16 protein-coding genes are annotated in these 15,919 nt (G+C 70.8%); 7 read left to right on the top strand and 9 right to left on the bottom strand.

Annotated elements, in window-relative coordinates; translation table 11 throughout:
• Positions 1–148 precede the first annotated feature (148 nt).
• The 3 genes from ACGFMM_RS15180 to ACGFMM_RS15190 all read right to left on the bottom strand — a co-directional run bounded on the left by ACGFMM_RS15180 (position 149) and on the right by ACGFMM_RS15190 (position 4,986).
• A complete protein-coding gene (locus tag ACGFMM_RS15180) occupies positions 149–1,300 on the bottom strand; it encodes an XdhC family protein (RefSeq protein WP_393646702.1) in 1,152 nt (383 codons plus the stop codon).
• A gap of 69 nt (positions 1,301–1,369) precedes the next feature.
• The gene (locus ACGFMM_RS15185; RefSeq protein ID WP_393646703.1) at positions 1,370–4,165 is read right to left on the bottom strand and encodes a molybdopterin-dependent oxidoreductase; all 2,796 of its coding nucleotides are present in this window, start codon (positions 4,163–4,165) and stop codon (positions 1,370–1,372) included.
• The gene (locus ACGFMM_RS15190; protein WP_393646705.1) at positions 4,162–4,986 is read right to left on the bottom strand and encodes an FAD binding domain-containing protein; all 825 of its coding nucleotides are present in this window, start codon (positions 4,984–4,986) and stop codon (positions 4,162–4,164) included. Before ACGFMM_RS15190 ends, ACGFMM_RS15185 begins: the two co-directional genes overlap by 4 nt.
• A 241-nt stretch (positions 4,987–5,227) precedes the next feature.
• Between ACGFMM_RS15190 and ACGFMM_RS15195 the strand changes: the two genes are divergently transcribed.
• From ACGFMM_RS15195 to ACGFMM_RS15205, 3 genes are all read left to right on the top strand, one after another.
• On the top strand, positions 5,228–5,413 hold the full coding sequence (locus ACGFMM_RS15195) for a KOW motif-containing protein (RefSeq protein ID WP_393646707.1): 186 nt from the start codon (positions 5,228–5,230) through the stop codon (positions 5,411–5,413).
• A 324-nt stretch (positions 5,414–5,737) separates the two neighbouring features.
• Positions 5,738–6,424, top strand: a complete 687-nt coding sequence (locus ACGFMM_RS15200) for a hypothetical protein (protein WP_393646708.1) — start codon at positions 5,738–5,740, stop codon at positions 6,422–6,424.
• Positions 6,425–6,530: 106 nt separating this feature from the next.
• A complete protein-coding gene (locus ACGFMM_RS15205) occupies positions 6,531–6,866 on the top strand; it encodes a hypothetical protein (RefSeq protein ID WP_393646710.1) in 336 nt (111 codons plus the stop codon).
• 89 nt (positions 6,867–6,955) lie between these two features.
• Here the strand turns inward: ACGFMM_RS15205 and ACGFMM_RS15210 are convergent, their stop codons facing one another.
• Together ACGFMM_RS15210 and ACGFMM_RS15215 are read right to left on the bottom strand one after the other, a co-directional pair.
• The gene (locus ACGFMM_RS15210; protein WP_393646712.1) at positions 6,956–7,840 is read right to left on the bottom strand and encodes a pyridoxamine 5'-phosphate oxidase family protein; all 885 of its coding nucleotides are present in this window, start codon (positions 7,838–7,840) and stop codon (positions 6,956–6,958) included.
• On the bottom strand, positions 7,837–9,252 hold the full coding sequence (locus ACGFMM_RS15215; protein WP_393646713.1) for a globin domain-containing protein: 1,416 nt from the start codon (positions 9,250–9,252) through the stop codon (positions 7,837–7,839). The genes ACGFMM_RS15210 and ACGFMM_RS15215 overlap by 4 nt, the downstream gene beginning before the upstream one ends.
• Before the next feature lie 620 nt (positions 9,253–9,872).
• On the opposite strand from ACGFMM_RS15215, the gene ACGFMM_RS15220 reads away from it, so the two are divergent.
• Positions 9,873–11,093: an alpha/beta hydrolase family protein gene (locus tag ACGFMM_RS15220; RefSeq protein WP_393646715.1), complete on the top strand. Its 1,221-nt coding sequence runs from the start codon at positions 9,873–9,875 to the stop codon at positions 11,091–11,093.
• Positions 11,094–11,181: 88 nt separating this feature from the next.
• On the opposite strand, the gene ACGFMM_RS15225 is transcribed toward ACGFMM_RS15220, so the two are convergent.
• Positions 11,182–12,648, bottom strand: coding sequence for a PepSY-associated TM helix domain-containing protein (locus ACGFMM_RS15225; RefSeq protein ID WP_393646717.1), 1,467 nt, complete (start codon positions 12,646–12,648; stop codon positions 11,182–11,184).
• 111 nt (positions 12,649–12,759) lie between these two features.
• The gene (locus tag ACGFMM_RS15230) at positions 12,760–13,389 is read right to left on the bottom strand and encodes a hypothetical protein (RefSeq protein ID WP_393646719.1); all 630 of its coding nucleotides are present in this window, start codon (positions 13,387–13,389) and stop codon (positions 12,760–12,762) included.
• A 331-nt stretch (positions 13,390–13,720) separates the two neighbouring features.
• On the opposite strand from ACGFMM_RS15230, the gene ACGFMM_RS15235 reads away from it, so the two are divergent.
• Complete coding sequence (locus ACGFMM_RS15235) at positions 13,721–13,948, top strand: hypothetical protein (RefSeq protein ID WP_393646721.1); 228 nt, start codon at positions 13,721–13,723, stop codon at positions 13,946–13,948.
• Positions 13,949–14,021: 73 nt separating this feature from the next.
• Here the strand turns inward: ACGFMM_RS15235 and ACGFMM_RS15240 are convergent, their stop codons facing one another.
• Entirely contained in the window at positions 14,022–14,624 is a 603-nt protein-coding gene (locus tag ACGFMM_RS15240) for a sigma-70 family RNA polymerase sigma factor (protein ID WP_393646949.1), read from the bottom strand.
• On the opposite strand from ACGFMM_RS15240, the gene ACGFMM_RS15245 reads away from it, so the two are divergent.
• The gene (locus ACGFMM_RS15245; RefSeq protein ID WP_393646950.1) at positions 14,571–14,951 is read left to right on the top strand and encodes a DUF3592 domain-containing protein; all 381 of its coding nucleotides are present in this window, start codon (positions 14,571–14,573) and stop codon (positions 14,949–14,951) included. The genes ACGFMM_RS15240 and ACGFMM_RS15245 overlap by 54 nt on opposite strands.
• A 39-nt stretch (positions 14,952–14,990) precedes the next feature.
• On the opposite strand, the gene ACGFMM_RS15250 is transcribed toward ACGFMM_RS15245, so the two are convergent.
• Entirely contained in the window at positions 14,991–15,383 is a 393-nt protein-coding gene (locus ACGFMM_RS15250; protein WP_393646723.1) for a winged helix-turn-helix transcriptional regulator, read from the bottom strand.
• 97 nt (positions 15,384–15,480) lie between these two features.
• On the opposite strand from ACGFMM_RS15250, the gene ACGFMM_RS15255 reads away from it, so the two are divergent.
• Complete coding sequence (locus tag ACGFMM_RS15255) at positions 15,481–15,888, top strand: RidA family protein (RefSeq protein WP_393646725.1); 408 nt, start codon at positions 15,481–15,483, stop codon at positions 15,886–15,888.
• The last annotated feature ends 31 nt before the right edge of the window (positions 15,889–15,919 follow it).

A 15,919-nucleotide genomic window follows, 5' to 3' on the forward strand; every position in this document is an offset into this window, starting at 1 on the left:
GTCCGGTTTCCGGATGATCACGTCCTCCGCTTCCGGAGGGTTAAGCGGCACGCACGACCCTCCGCGCGACGCAGTGAGGGTGATCCGGACGAGGGTCGGCAGCCGCCGGGACAACGCCCGCTGAAGATCCCCCGCTGAAGATCGCCTGCTAAGCGACCTCGCCGATCGTCCGTACGGGGCCCCTCGCCCCGTCGTGGTGGATCGGTGTGCGGGCTCCTCTCAGCGGCGCGCCGGAGCCGCCGCGCCGGACGGCCACGATCTCCGCCGCGATCGACAGCGCCGTCTCATCCGGCGTCCGCGCACCCAGATCGAGCCCGATGGGGGACCGCAGACGGGCCAGTTCCAGTTCGGTGACGCCGACCTGCCGCAGCCGCTCGTTGCGTTCCAGATGGGTGCGGCGCGAACCCATCGCGCCGATGTACGACACAGGCAGCTTCAGCGCCATCTCCAGCAGGGGTACGTCGAACTTGGCGTCGTGGGTGAGCACGCAGAGCACCGCCCGCGCGTCGAGCTCCGTCGCCTCCAGGTAGCGGTGCGGCCAGTCGACGACGACTTCGTCCGCCTCGGGGAAGCGTCGCTCCGTCGCGAACACGGGGCGGGCGTCGCACACGGTCACGTGGTAGCCGAGCAGCTTGCCGACCCTCACGAGTGCCGAGGCGAAGTCGATCGCCCCGAAAACGATCATGCGGGGGGCGGGGACGCTGGACTCGACGAGGAGCGTCAGCGGCTGTCCGCAGCGCGAGCCGTCCTCGCCGATGACGACGCCGCCGGTCTTCCCGGCGTCCAGCATGGCGCGGGCCTCGCGGGCCGCCGCCCGGTCCAGGTCGACGTGGCCGCCGAGCCCGCCCTCGAACCTGCCGTCGGGGTGTACCAGAAGGGCGCGGCCGAGCAGTTCGGCCGGCCCTTCGGCGACGCGGACCAACGCCGCCGCCGACCCCCGTGCGGCGATGGCACAGGCATCTGCGAACACCGCGCGGGAGGGCGAGCCGGCCAGGACCGGCGTGACGAGTACGTCGATGACTCCGCCGCAGGTCAGGCCGACGGCGAAAGCGTCCTCGTTGCTGTAGCCGAAGCTCTCCAGGGTGTTCTCGCCGTCGGCCAGGGCCTGGCGGCACAGTTCGTAGACCGCGCCCTCCACACAACCGCCGGAGACCGACCCGATGGCCGTGCCGTCACTGTCGACGGCGAGGGCGGCGCCGGGCTGCCGGGGCGCGCTTCCGTTCGTGGCCACGACCGTGGCCACGGCGAACTCACGTCCCTCAAGGACCCATTGGTCGAGCTCTTCGGCGATGTCCAGCATGGCGGTCTCCTTCGCGTGGGGGAGTCAGGGAATCAAGGAATCAGGGAGGTGTGGATGGCGCAGGCGCGGTCAGAGTGAGGTCTCGCCCCGTCGTGCCGCCGCCTGCCGGTTCATCGCCAGCCAGACGCGGTCGCGGGTCACGGGCAGCTCGGTGAAGCGGATGCCCGTGGCGTCGAACAAGGCGTTGGCGAAGGCCGGGGCCACCGGGTTGAAGGGGCTCTCGCTCATCGACTTGGCTCCGAGCGGACCGGTCGAGTCGGACGTCTCCATGAAGTGGACCTCGGTGCGCGGCACGTCGGCGTACTGCGGGAGGCGGTACCGGCGGAAGGCCGCCGTCGTCACCTCGCCGCGCTCGTCGACCCGTACGGTCTCGAAGAGCGTCGCCCCCAGTGCCTGCGCGACTCCGCCTTCGACCTGACCGCGGCACTGCAAGGGGTTCATGACCTTGCCCGCGTCGGCGGCGTGCACACTGCGCAGGATCCGCATCTCGCCCGTCTGCGGGTCGACCGCGACACGGAACCATTGCGCGTTGAAGGCCACGGAGCGCGGGCTGCCGCCCCAGTAGCCGTCCGCGGTGAGCTCGGACTGCGCCCCCTGCGCGTGTGCCGCCTCGTACAGCTCCTTCAGGGTGACCGAGCGGCCCGCGCAGTCGAACGCCTCCGCATCGAGCGTGCACAGGTGGCGGGGCACTCCGGTGTACCGGGCCGCGAAGGTCTTCAGCCGTCCCGCCAGGGAGTCGGCGGCGAGCAGCACCGCCTTGCCTGCCACGACGGTGCCGGCGGAGCCGAAGGCGCCGGTGTCGTGGCGGACGACGTCGGTGTCGGACTGGCGGACGGCGATCCGGTCCACGGTGGTGTGGAGGGCGCCCGCGGTGATCTGCTTGTGGACGGTGGTGGTGCCGTTGCCGAACTCGGCCGTGCCGACGGCGATGTCGTACGTGCCGTCGGCGAGGAGGCTGACGGTGGCGTCCGCGTAGTGGCCGTTCGGCGGGGCGGTGGCGATCATCGCCATGGCGCTGCCCTGACCGGTGAGCCAGCCCTCGGGGACGTCTTCGGTGCTGCGGTCCTCCGCGATGGCGCTGCGGACGACGCTCAGGCACTGGTCGAGGCCGTACGAGGCGATGTAGAGGTCGTCGTCGTGGCCGATCGGGGTGACCATGTGGTCGCCCGGGCCGATGACGTTCTTCTCCCGGAAGGCCAGCGGGTCCATGCCGAGGCGCCGGGCGACCTCGTCCATGGCGGACTCGACGGCGAAGGTGGTCTGGCCGAGTCCGTAGCCCCGGAAGGCTCCTGAGGGGACGGTGTTGGTGTAGACGGCGTAGGCGTCGACCTTCTTGTGAGGGGCCCGGTAGATGGCGAACGACTCGCCGACGCTGTGGAACATGACGCCGGGTCCGTGGTTGCCGTAGGCGCCGGTGTTGCTGACCACGCGCATCTGGATCGCGGTCAGGGTGCCGTCCGCACGGGCGCCCAGCTTGATGCGGATCGTGAACGGGTGGCGGGTGGTGGCGCCGTAGAACTGCTCGGCGCGGGTGAACTCGAGCTTCACCGGCCGGCGCAGCTTGAGCGCGGCGAGGGTGACGATGTCCTCGGCCAGCATCTCCTGCTTGCCCCCGAAGCCGCCGCCCACCCGGCCTGCGACGACGCGGACCTCGTCCTCCGGAAGGCCGTACAGAGCGCACAGCGCACGGCGGGTCAGGAACGGGGTCTGTGTGCTGGAACGCACGGTCAGCCGCTCCCCGCCGCCGTCCTCCTTCGGCTCGAAGTAGGCGACGCAGCCGTGGGTCTCGAGGCTGGCGTGCTGGACGCGCTGGGTCCGGAAGGTCTCCTCGTGGACGACCGCCGCCTCGGCGAATCCGTCGTCCACGGAGCCGGTCTCGCCGTGCACCTCGCCGGCCACGTTGTTCTCGACGCGGGCGATCCGCTCCCGCGGGCCCTTGCCGGCGTGGACGACGGGTGCGCCGGAGCGCATGGCCTCCTCTGGATCGGTGACGTACGGGAGTTGCTCGTACGTCACCTCGATCCGCCGGCACCCTTCCTCGGCCGCCTGCTCGCTGTCGGCGACGACCGCGGCCACGCGCTGGCCGACGTACCGGACGACGTCGTCCAGGACACGGGTGTCGTCGGGGTCCTCGGTCGGGTGCTCGTGCCTTGCGCTGGAATAGAGCGTGGCGGGGGCGTCCTCGTGCGTGAGGACAGCCTGCACGCCGGGCACCCGCAGGGCGGCGGAGGTGTCGATGGCGACGACGCGGGCGTGCGGGTGGGGGGAGCGCAGCAGCTTCATGTGGAGGAGCCCGGGGACGTCGACGTCGAAGGTGTAGCGGGCCGTGCCCGTCACGACCTGAGGACCGGCCGGGGCGCCGAGGTTCTTGCCCACCGCCTTCCCGGCGCAGGGCCGCTCGGTGTGCCGGACGCCGCGGACGGCGTCCTCGATGGCGCGATATCCGGTGCAGCGGCAGATGTTGCCCTTGAAGGCGCGCGGCAGATCGTCCAGCTTGCCGTCGTCGTGAACGGAGCCCTTCTCCTCCTCGAGGGCGGCCGTCGTCATCAGGAACCCGGCGGTGCAGAACCCGCACTGGAAGCCCTGGGCGTCCAGGAACCTCTGCTGTACGGGGTGGAGTTCGCCGTCCTTGGCGGCCAGACCCTCCACGGTGGTGACCGACCGCCCCTGCGCGCGAACGGCGGGATAGAGACAGCTGTGCACCGGCTCGCCGTCCACGTGGACCGTGCAGGCCCCGCAGTCCCCGGCGTCGCACCCCTTCTTCACCCCGAACCAGCCGCGCTCGCGCAGATACGTGCGCAGGCACTGCCCGGCGCGGGGCTCGGCGTCGAAGGGCCGGTCGTTGACCCGGATGATGAAGCTCATCGCACACCGTCCAAGGTGAGTTCCCGACGTATCTGCTCGGCCAAGTGGAAGGCCATGTGCCTGCGCCATTCGGGCAGTCCGTGGATGTCGTCGAACCAGTCCGAGTCGCCCACGGCCGACTCGATGGCCCTGCGCAGCCGGAGCCGGTCCGGCGGCAGGGCGAACCAGAGGCGGAACGGCCGTGTGGTCGCGGCCGTGATGGTCACGGCCAGGGAACCGTCCAGCGGATCCAGCGTCCCGATGACGAGCGCCCCGGAGCGCCCGAGTCCGTAGAGCGAGACCTGCATGAAGGCGGTACGGCACGCCAGCGAGCGGGCGGGAATCGTCACCGAGCGCAGGAGCTCGCCCTCGGCGAGGTCCTTCCTGCCCGCTCCGGTGACGAAGTCGGCGGCCTTCACGCGGCGAAGCGAGCCGTCCTGGGCCTGGAGCAGGCACACGCCGTCGAGAGCGGCGGTGAGGGAGATCATCGGTCCGGCGGGCAGGGCGTTGCAGAGGTTCCCCCCGACGGTCGCCATGTTCCAGATCTTGAACGAGGCCAGGAAGGCCCGGCAGCACTGCTCGATCAGGGGCGCCGCCCCGGCGTCGAGCGTCCGCCCGAACCGGGACAGCTGAGCGATCGTGCACGTCGCCGCGATCTCCACCGAGCCGTCGGGCAGCGTCTGGAGCGGCTCCCAGCCCATCCGGCTCAGATCGACCAGCCGGCGCAGATGCGGCTGGGGCTCGGAGAAGAGGTACGTGCCCCCACCGAGCCAGGCGTCGCCCGGACGCCAGGCCTCGTGACGGCGCGCGTCACGCACGTCCAGAACCGTGTTCAGATCCATGTCCCCACCACCGTCGGCCAGTGCTTCCTGGCCCAGTGAAGCCGCGCCACCGGCCGAAAACGACTGGTCCGCCACACGGAAAGTCCCCGGCCGGACAGCTCCTGTCCTGGTGGATCAACCAGGAGGCAACTCCTCCCGATCGGATTGCCGGCTTTACGCTTGGCGTTTGACCGACGGACGCTGATTCGGCCTGTGAGGCCGCGTTTTGTGCCTTGTGGAAGCAACGGTGGGAGGGAGGGAAATGTCGCATCAGCCGGACGTTCAGGTGGGTGCTGTCGTGCGGGTTACCGGGGGTCCGTTCACGGACTTCACCGGTCCTGTGCTGGCTGTCGACCATACGCGGGGACGCGTGCAGTTGCCGGTGGACATCCTCGGCGAGGTGACACGCATCGACGTTCCGTTGTCGGAGGTTGCGCGAAGCGCCTGAGCTTCCGCCTGCGTCGCCCTGGACGGCTGGGCACGGCGCACGCGTGTGATCATGGACGCGCCGCATCCCTTCGCCCGCGAGGTGATCTTTTTGACGAAGGTGGCACTGCGTTCCTACGCACTGTTGCCTCGGCAGTACGACGAGCGGAAAGTGCTGGCCACCACGATCGATCCGTGGGGCCGGGCTCTCTGGCTGATCTGCCCTGATGCCTGTTTTCCCTCCAGGTGGGCCGGCCGGGACGTCCCGGCACCCTTGAATCTTCCTTTCGACGCCGTCGTCGTGATCAGTGACGGGGCCAGGGTCCTGGAACGAACCCTGCACGAAGTGGCCGTGGCCCCGGCCGCCCTCGACGCCCTTCCAGGCGGCGGGTTCGTCCTCTCCGGCAAGGAGGGACCGAACGCATTGTCCGGCCAGGTCTTCGGCCGGGACGGCCGCTCTCGGCGCCGGTTCCCGCTCGGCACCCGCCTCACGCACCTGGTCGCGGACCGCCGGACCGGCTTTTGGACCGGGTACGCCGACGAAGGGGTGTACAGCGGTGACCACGTCAGTGCGGGCGGACTGGTCCGCTGGGACAGCAGGGCCAACCGCGTACGATCCCTGCGCCCCCCGGAGCCCTACCACCATGTGGCGGACGTCAGCACCATCAACGTCTCCCACTCCACCGCGCACGCCGTGTACTGGCCAGGCGCCCCGCTCGTCGAAACGGAGCCCAGCGGGGTGCTCCGTATCCGCGCCCTGCCGGTCTCGGACCCGGCCGGCCTCGCGATCCGCGACAACCGGCTGTTGCTGCTCGGAGGCACCGAGCGGGGCATCGACACCGGTGCACAGGGGAGTGTCGTCCGCCACCTCCGGCTCACGGACGACGGAGCCGTCGTCGTCGGCCGCGGAGGCATCGTCTTCCCGAACGGTGACCCCGTCAGACGCTACGCCCGTCCCGTCTGCCGGGGCCGGAACGTCTTCCTGCACACCCTCCGGACGTTGCGACAGTGGTGGGTACTGACCTTGTCATAGCTGTCGGGCCCACGGCACCGACCTCGGCCAGCCGTCTGAACAACCGTGGGGGCAGGTAGCAAGCGCCGCTTGCCCCCACCACCGACCCTTCGAGGCAGGACCACCCATGGAGATATTCCTCGGACCAGCCTTCTTCGTCGCCCTCGGACTGCTCTACATGACCAATCCCCTGGGACTCGGCGACGCGGCATTCCGGCAGATGAACAAATACCCGAAGATCGACTGGTCGCCCCAAGGCGCGCGGCGTCAGGCTTTCGTGCTGGGCAGGACGACCTTCGCGATCGGCGCCGGCGCGCTGATCTGGGTCCTTCTCGTGAAATTCGAGGCAAGCCACCCGTTCAAGGTGGCCTTCCTGGCGATCTCCGTTCCGTCCGCACTCGCTCTCGTCCTGTTCACGATCATCGACACCAACAGACGTGCGGCGGCGGAACGCCGACCGTAGCCCGCCGCACCGCACTGACTGCCGGGGGAGGCCCGAACCGGGCCTGCGCGACCGCCCCGAACCGACCCGTTACGTCGTCCGCGTCGGCCTCATCGAACCCTGACCCGACGTGAGGGGACCTCTGCCGGAGCCGACGCCGGTCGGTCGGATTCCGAGCTGTGTCGCTGCGGCGAGGTGTTCGTCTCGAACCAGCCGCGGAACGCCGCCTCGTCCGCCTTGTCGGCCGAGCGTTTCTCGGCTCGCTCCAGAGCCTTCTCCGCCTCCGCGCGCCACGTCGCCGCGTCCGCGCGGGGCGGGGGCAGGAACGTGCCGCGCTCCGGGGCTTCCGCGGCGGCTCCGAAGAAGTCGCCGCCCTTGCGCCTGAAGTCGTCCGTTCCCCACGAGCGGCCGGAGCCGTTCCGGGGCGTCTTCTGCAGATGCGGAATGTGCTTGGCGCAGTGGATGTAGGCCTCCTCGACCAGGACCTCCACCCACACCTGGGAGCGGCGGCCGGGTACGGGGTCGACGGCGAGCCCGGGGTGGGCGCGGCGCATCGCGTCGTCGGCCACGATCCGCGCGCTGCCGTTGACATGGAGCCCGATGCGGTCCTGGAGGAAGTCCATCATCAGCAGGCCGACATGCGGGTTCTCCTCGATGTTGCCGAGGCTGGCCTGCACTCCGTTGCCCCGGTACTCGGGGTAGGCGAGCGTCCGGTCGTCGAGGACGTGGAGAAAGCCGGGCGGGCCGGCGCGGAACGTGTTGTCGCACTCGCCGTGCCGGTCGGCGGTCGCGAGAAAGAACATCTCCTGTCGCGCCGCGAACTCCCGCATCCGGGTGTTGAGTCGATCCAGGACCTGCTCGGCGTAGAACTTGTCGGCGCGCTCGGTGGTGCCCATGCGCTGCTGGACCAGGTGTTCGCCGTCGCTTCCCGGGCGAGTGGTGCGCAGCGGCGGTGCCGCCTGCCGGTGCCGCCCGGTCTGTCCGAATGTGCTCAATTCCTCGCCCCGACCAGTTCCTCGATGGAGTCGTGCCGTATGCGGTGGGAGGGGATGCCCATGCCCACCAGGGTGTCGACGCCGCGGCGGATCATGCCGGCCGGCCCGGACAGGTACGCGTCGTAGGTGTGCCACGGGCCGTACTCGCACACGGCATCGGGGAGCCGGCCGCTCAGTGTGCCGCCGGGCCCGTCGTCGACGACCGGACGGACCATGAGCCACGGGTGCGACTGCTGCATGCGGAGCATGGTCTCGATGTCGTACAGGTCGTGGTCGCGGCGAGCCCCGTAGAACACCTGGACGGAGCGACGGCGGCCGTGCTGGGCCACGTCCTCGACCAGGGCCTTGATGGGCGCGATGCCGGTGCCGCCGCCGAGGCAGAGAAGTCCGTTGTCGGTGCTGTGGTCCACGGTCATGGATCCGGTGGGGGCGCCGAGGCGGATCACGGCCCCCGGGCGGGCGCGGTGCACGAGGGCGTTGGAGACCCAGCCGGCCGGCACGGCCTTGACGTGGAAGGAGAGCAGCCCGTCGGAGCGGGGCGCGCTGGCGAAGGAGTAGTGCCGCCAGACACGCGGCCACCAGGGGGTCTCCAGGGCGGCGTACTGACCGGCGAGGAAGGGATACGGCTGGTCGGGGCGGACCGTCACGACCGCGACGTCCGGCGTACGCATCTCATGAGCCACAACTTCCGCCTGCCACCAGGCGGGTGCGCGCAGCTCGTCCTGCGCCGCCGCGTCGATCATGATCTGGGAGATCGCGGTGTAGGCGCCCACCCAGGCGGCCTCGGTCCGCGGATCCCAACTCTGCGGCGCGTAACGGGACAGGGCGCCGATCAGGCACTCGCCGACGGCCGGGTAGTGCTCGGGAAGCGTGCCGTACTTCCGGTGCCCGCGACCGAGGTGGGACAGGTACGTGGTCAGGGTGGGGGCGTCGTCCGCATGGGTCGCGGCGGTGAGCAGCGCCTTGAAGAGGCGGTCACGCTGGGTGTCCATCGCCGCGGGGAAGAGTGTCCGCAGATCGGGGTGCTTGAGGAAGAGCAGGGCGTAGAAGTGCGACGTGACCTTGTCGGCGATCGGCTCGATCTCGGCCATGGTGCGACGCAGGAGGGCGGCGTCCGACGTGTCCTCGGGGGCTGGTGCTGGTGCCGGTGCCGGCGCTGGTGCGGGGGCTGGTCTAGGGGCCGGTGCCGGCGTCGGGGCTGGAGGCTCGGGGGCCGTACGACTCCTGTCCGCACCGCTGCCCACCGGCCGTATCGGCGCGACGGGGCGGCTCGGCGCGGGGCGGCTCGGTATGCGGCCTTCCGCGTCCCTGTCCCCGCCACCGGGCCCGGGGCCCTGGCCGTGCTGGTGACGCTGCGGGCTTCGACCGAACCAGCCCGCGTTGCGACTCGTGCCGCCGGTGCTGTCATTCATCGGTCTGCCTCGCCTCGAACGTCTTTCGGTCGGTCTTTGTGTGCGTGATCCGGTGTGTCCCGATATCCCGCTCCCTATCGGAATCCCCGGCGATTTACCCCCGTCGCCTCAAATCTGGTTGCATGCACCGCACGTGGCATGTCAGAGACGTGCCCGGGTGTTCGAACGGGCTCGACCATACCTCGCCCGCGTGAATCCATGAACGGGATCTCCGGCCCGCACACTTACCGCGAGTTCTGGCAGGTCAGCGCCGTGCACGGGCCGCGAACTCGGACTTTGACACGAGTTACCGACGAGTTCGAGCGATACGACAAGCGGAACGCTGCTCGATGATGAGGAATTCGCTGACGGAAAACATGCGAGGAGACCGGAACTCCCCACAGTGCGCACGCGGATTCTTCACATTCCCTGCATGTGAGGTCCCCATACGAGGAGAGCCTCGTCACCGGACGACACCGCCGACCGCATCAACCCCAGGGTGTCAACCCGTGGTCCTATGCCGCCCGCGAGTGATCAAACGGTGGTCCGATGTGCGTGGGATGGGCGCATGAAAGCGTTTCCCTGTGCCCACGGACTGGCCGTCGCGGCACGGTTGACGATCCGTCACCAGGGGAGGGCCCATGACCACCACGCCGTTGCCGAGCCGGAAGGGCATGACGCGCCGCAGCATGCTGGGAGCCGCACTGGCCGTCGGGGCCACCGTGCCGCTCGGCGCCGCTGCCGGCCCCGCGTGGGCCGACCAGGCCGCGGCCGCGCCCACCGCGCCGCGGCTCATGCTGCCCGGGCCGACCGGGCCGCACCCGGTGGGAACGGTCCAGCTGCGCCTTGTCGACCGGTCGCGTCCGGACAACATTGCGGGCCCCGGGCACTTCCGCGAGCTGATGGCCACCGTCTGGTACCCCGCCCGGGACGTCCAGCGGTACCCGGTGGCGCCCTGGATGCCGGCCGGCGCACTTCAGGCGTTCCTCGCCGACGCCGGGTTCAGCGACCTGGTCCCCCTGGCGCCGCTCACCGCCGGCTACGTGGGCGCTCCGGTGCGGCGATCGGACCGACGGCTGCCCGTCGTCGTGTTCTCGCACGGCGCGCACAGCCACCAGGGCGACCACACGGTCATGGTCCAAGAGCTCGCCAGCCATGGATACGCGGCTGTGACCGTGGCCCACCAGTACGACACGTACACCGAGTACCCCGACGGCCGGATCGGCGTCCCGCTGCGCGACAGTCGGGCGCCGACGCTGCCCGGGGACTTCGCCGCCGACCTGCGCTTCGTCCTCGACTGCGTCGAGCAGCTTGCCGCCGGATGCAATCCCGACGTCGACCACAGGGAGCTGCCGGCCGGGCTGCTCGGCTCCCTCGACCCGCGGCGCATGGGCGCGTTCGGCTGGTCGAAGGGCGGGACGGCCGCCGCGTGCGCCATGCTCGCGGACGAGCGCATCCGGGCCGGGCTGAGCCTCGACGGGCCGATGGAGATGAACCCGCCGCTGGCCGGCGACCTGCACCGGCCGTTCATGATGATGTCCGCCGAGTTCACCCGGGCCACGAATCCCGCGCCCGCCGCATTCTGGTCGCACCTGCGGGGCTGGCGGCTGGATATCCAGGCCCAGGGCGCCGCCCACGTCTCGTACGGCGACAACGAGGCGCTGTTCCCGCAGGTGGCGAAGCTGCTCGGATGGAGCCGAGAGCAGCTCCAGGACGTGATCGGCACCCTCGATCCCGACCAGGCGGTGAAGATCCAGCAGGCCTACCCGCTCGCGTTCTTCGACGAGCACCTGCGCCACCGCCGGCGGCACCTGCTCGACGGGCCGTCCCCGGCGTTCCCGGCCGTGACGTTCCTCCCCTGAGCGAGCTGTCGGCGCTGGTCGGCGCACGCAGAGGGCTTCGACGGGGGAAGGGAGGGCGCGCGGACGGCGCGCCCTCCCTATATGTGCGTCAGACCGCCCGGCCACGGTGGACGAGGCCGACGGTCACGTCCACCACCAGGAAGGCGAGCAGCGTGCACCCGAAGACGGGCAGGGCCCAGCCCAGCGCGGCGACCGCCGGGATGCCGAGGATCAGCAGCGGCAGGGGCAGACCACGCCAGGTGCCGCGGGCGGGGGCCTTCCCCATCAGGGCCGAGCGGTCCTCGCGGGTCGGGCGGCGCATCCACCACATGCGGTAGCCCCAGAGGGTCACCAGGATCAGGCCGATCGCGATGGCGGCCAGCACGAGCTGGTTGACGATGCCGAAGAGCACGCCCATGTGGCCCTGGATGCCGAGCTTCGTCAGCTTGGCGAGGAGCGGGTAGTCCGCCCACCGGGTGTGCGCGGTGACCTCGCCCTTGGCGGCGTCCACGGCGACCTGGTCGTAGTGCACGGGCCAGACGTTGTCCTTCTGCGCAACGACCCAGGCACTGGAGGCGTCGGCGGGAGGCGTGAGCGCGACGGTGCCGCCCAGGCCCGCCTCGCGGGCGGCGGCGAGCGCCGCGTCGAAGGCGGTCGGATCGGGATCGGCGGAGTCCGCGGTACCGCCGTGCCCGCCGTGGCCCGCGTGCTCGCCGCCCTCCTCCTCGGCCGGCGGCTGCGCGCCCGGCAGCAGGGTGTCCAGCTCGGGCGCGTTCCCCTTGGCGGTGTCGAGCAGCCGCTCGAAGCGCTCGCCGGAGTACTGGGACCAGGTCAGACCGGTGGCGCTCAGGAAGAACAGGCCGAGGGCGAGCCAGACGCCGGTCGCGGCGTGGAAGCTGCGGGTCCGCCGTACGCCACGGGCAGCGCGGTCGGGCAGCAGGACGCCGCGCGCGGACTTCGCGCGCTGCCCCCGGCTGCGTCCGAGCCACAGGATCAGGCCGCCCGCGACGATTACCCACAGCCAGCTCGCGGCGACCTCGGAGTAGAGGCGGCCGGTCTCGCCCAGCTGCAGGTTCTTGTGGAGGTCGCCGAGCCAGGTGGTCAGCGGCGTCGAACCCCACGACGTGGTGAGTTCGCCCTGCACCTTCGCGGTGTACGGGTCGACGAACACGGTGCGCTGCTTGTCGCCCAGCTCGGGAACGGACAGCACCACGCGCGTGGTGTCCTCCGGCTCGGCCGGGGTGACGACGGAGGACAGGGCGCCCTCCGGGTGCGCGGCCCGCGCCGCGGCGATCTGCTCGGCCAGCGGACGGGGCTGGTCACCCACCTGCTCGACACGCAGCTGGTCGCCGTGGACGAGCTGGTCGAGCTGCGGGGCGAAGGCGTAGACGAGGCCGGTGAGCGCGGCGACGAGCAGGAACGGGGCGACGAACACCCCGGCGTAGAAGTGGAGCCGTACCAGCAGGGCGCGTATGCCCTGCCAGGAGCGTCCGGCAGGCGCCGGTTCCGCGCCGGAGGTTGCCGACTCCTCGGCGGAGTCCGTTCTCTGTGGGTCCTGATCGATGGTCGAAGACATGCGTGTTCCCCAAGGGTGTACGCGCCGCGTTCGAGCGCGCGCGTACGACGAAGCCGATGGATGGTGATGGGAGCCGCCGCGAGGGCGGGTGTCGTGATCGCGTACGAGCGATCAGGCGGACGTCACCAGGGGTGGGCCTCGTCGGGGGCGACAGCGGGCGAGGAGGACGCCGAGACGGACGTGGCCGGCCGTGAACGGCACCGGCGGCCTGCGCCAGGGTGTGACCGGGCAGGGCCCGAGGGCGGAGAAGGGGAGGCGGGGCAGGACCAGGGCGGCGAGCCGTCGCAGGACCCGTTCCCCGTAGACGACGCAGAGGGCGGTGCCGAGCGTCGCCAGTGCGTGCGCCGACGTCATCGACGCGGTCATGGCGTGCCCGGAGCCCGGCTGGGCCATCGCCGCCGCGTGCGTGCTCGCGTGAGCGTTGGCAGCGTGGCCGGCGTGGCCGGCCATGGAGGGATGGCCACCGCCGCCCGTCGGCGTCATCGACAGTCGGTGGAGGGCCAGGTGCAGGGCGAACTGGGTCGCACCCAGGACGAGCGCGGTCACGTCGAAGCGTCGTTGCCGGCTGCCGAAGAGGGCGGTGCCCAGTACGGTCAGACCGGCGAAGACGAGTGCGAGCCCGTCTGCCCCCGGCAGCGACCCGCCGGCGGCGACATGGCTGACCGACCCCAGAAACAGGCAGGCGGAAGCGCAGATCAGACCCTTCGAAGTCCGCCTCGTCCAGCCGTCCCGTCCGTGCACCGGCACAAGGTATCCAGCCACCGACAAGCCGTCGGCGACTCACATGAGGGCCTGACCTCACGTGGAGAGGGGCGTGGTCTTCTGTCGGACAGTCATCTTGCCTACGGCAAGAGGGTGTTGGGCTGTGGAAGCAGCGGGCGCCGGCGTTCCCGGCAGAAGGGTCGCCGCGCCGGAGTGGTCTGAATCACAGCACGGATCAATGGAGTGCATGGGTCGATTCGGGGCGGTTCCGGACAGTGCCCGGAAGGGGGCGGAGTCGATGCATCGACGGATGGGCAGCATCGAGGTGCCGGTACGACCACACAACCCGAAGCGGCGAGGTGGCACAAAGATGCCCGACAGGAATCCGGAACCAATCGCGACGTTCTGCGGAAAGTGTGACTGCGGGTGCCCGCAGCTCTTCGTGGACGGGGACGCGCCCGCGGACAAGCGCGTGCGCATCACCGACGACTTCGGTCAGCACGTGCAGATGAGCGAGGAGCAGTTCGCCGACCTCGTGGCCCAGGCCAAGGCCGGCGCACTGGACCGCCTGGCCCCCGCGGCCGCCGCCTCGGCCTGACGGGCAGAGCGGCGGAGGCAGGCCCGGGGAACACCGCGAACCACCTCCGCCACCCCCCCCGTGAGGCGGGAGCTCAGGCGAGCACGCGCGCCCGGGTGAACCTCGTGCGGGCCGTCGCGCCCTCGCCCGGGTCAGGTGCCGGCTGGGCGTCCTCCTCGTCGCGCAGCAGGGCGATCAGCGAGGTTCGGGCTCGTGCGACGCGGGAGCGGACCGTACCGACGGGACAGCCGATGGTCTCGGCGGCCTCGGCGTAGGGCAGGCCGAGGAGTTGGGTGAGGACGAAGGCCTCCTTCCGCTCGGCCGGGATGGTGGCCAGGAGCTCGGCCAGGGCGATGCCGTCCTCGAAGCCGGGGAGCCCCTGCGGCTGGTTGAGTTCGGCCTCCGTCTGCCAGTCGTCGCGGTCGGACAGGCGGGGCCGGGCAGCCGCGTGCCTCAGGCTGTCGACCACGGTCCGCCGGGCTATCGACAGCAGCCAGGTACGGGCCGAGGAACGCCCCTCGAACCGGGGCAGCGCGGCGAGCGCACGGAGGAAGACCTCCTGGGTGAGGTCGTCCGCCGCCTGGCGGTCCCCGATCTGGGAGGTGGAGTGGACACGGGGGCTGTGGTCGTGCTCGCGGGGATCATGGTGTTCGGCGGCCTGGTAGCCGCCCTCGCAGGCGCCCACGGCCTGCGCCAGGCGCGCCGCGTGAGCGCAACGGGCGTCCGTGTTCCGGCACTGGTCAAGCGACGCCCGGGACGGCCCGGCGATGAGCCGGCCACGCTGCTCCAGTTCGTGACGGAGGACGACCGGGTGATGGAAGTCGTCAGCCCCGTCCGCCCGAGCCGACGGCGACCGATCCACGACGGCGACAACATCCTGGTCACCTACGATCCCGCCGACCCACGCGACGTCGTCGTCCAGGGCCACGAAGGCTTCGGCCGCGAACGGGCCTTCGTCATCGGGGGCGTGGTGATCGCACTGCTCGCGATCACCCTCCTCGTCGTCGCGATCGCGGGTGGGTGACAGTTCCCGCACGTCGCCACTGGGCGAGGTCGGGCCGCCTCAGGTGCTGTCGAAACGGTGGCGGGCGGTTTCGATGTCGGTGATGTAGCGGTGGGTCCAGTCGCACATGCCGTCGACGGTCGCGCGCAGCGCCCGGCCCGGCTCCGTGAGGGCGTACTCGACGCGCGGCGGCACGGTGGGATGCACGGTCCGGTCGACCAGGCCGTTGCGCTCCAGCAGGCGCAGGTTCTGCGTGAGCATCTTGTGGCTGATGCCCTCGACCTCGCCCCGCAACTCGGTGAACCGCAGGGTCCGGTCGCCCAGCGCTTCGATGATCAGAAGGGCCCACTTGTTGGCGATGTCGGAGAAGATCTCGCGCGCCAGCGAATCCGCCCGCGTCACGTCGGCCTCGTCCTTGGCCGGGCCCGAGCCCTTGAGCTGCTTGGTCACCATGAGGTTCCCCAGTCACCGAAAAGTGCGTTCTTCCAGGTAGACGGCCACTCTCCTACGGTTTCCGAGTAACCACAAGAGAGCACGAGGAGCAGGAATCATGGCCATTACCCTGTTGAACCCCGACGGGCTGCCCGCCGTCGACGCCTACCGTCAGGTCGCGATCGCATCCGGTTCGAGGATGGTCTTCATCGCCGGACAGGTCGCGGTGGACGCCGACGGGAATCCGGTCGGCGAGGGCGACCTCGCCGCTCAGGTGGAGCAGTGCTACCTCAACATCGCCACCGCCCTTGCCGCGGCCGGCGGGACCTTCCGCGATGTGGCGAAGCTGACCGTCTACGTCGTCGACTGGAAGCCCGACATGATGCCCCTGCTCATGGACGGGGTCTCCCGGGCGATCGGGAAACTGGGGCTGGCACCGGTGCCGCCGGCCACGCTGATCGGAGTGGCGGCGCTGGACGTTCCCGAGCACTTGGTCGAGATCGAGGCCACCGCGGTCCTCGATTGACGGGTTCCGTAACGTCAACCACGGAGTGCCG

This window comes from Streptomyces sp. NPDC048604 (genome assembly GCF_043199435.1).
GTDB lineage: Bacteria > Actinomycetota > Actinomycetes > Streptomycetales > Streptomycetaceae > Streptomyces.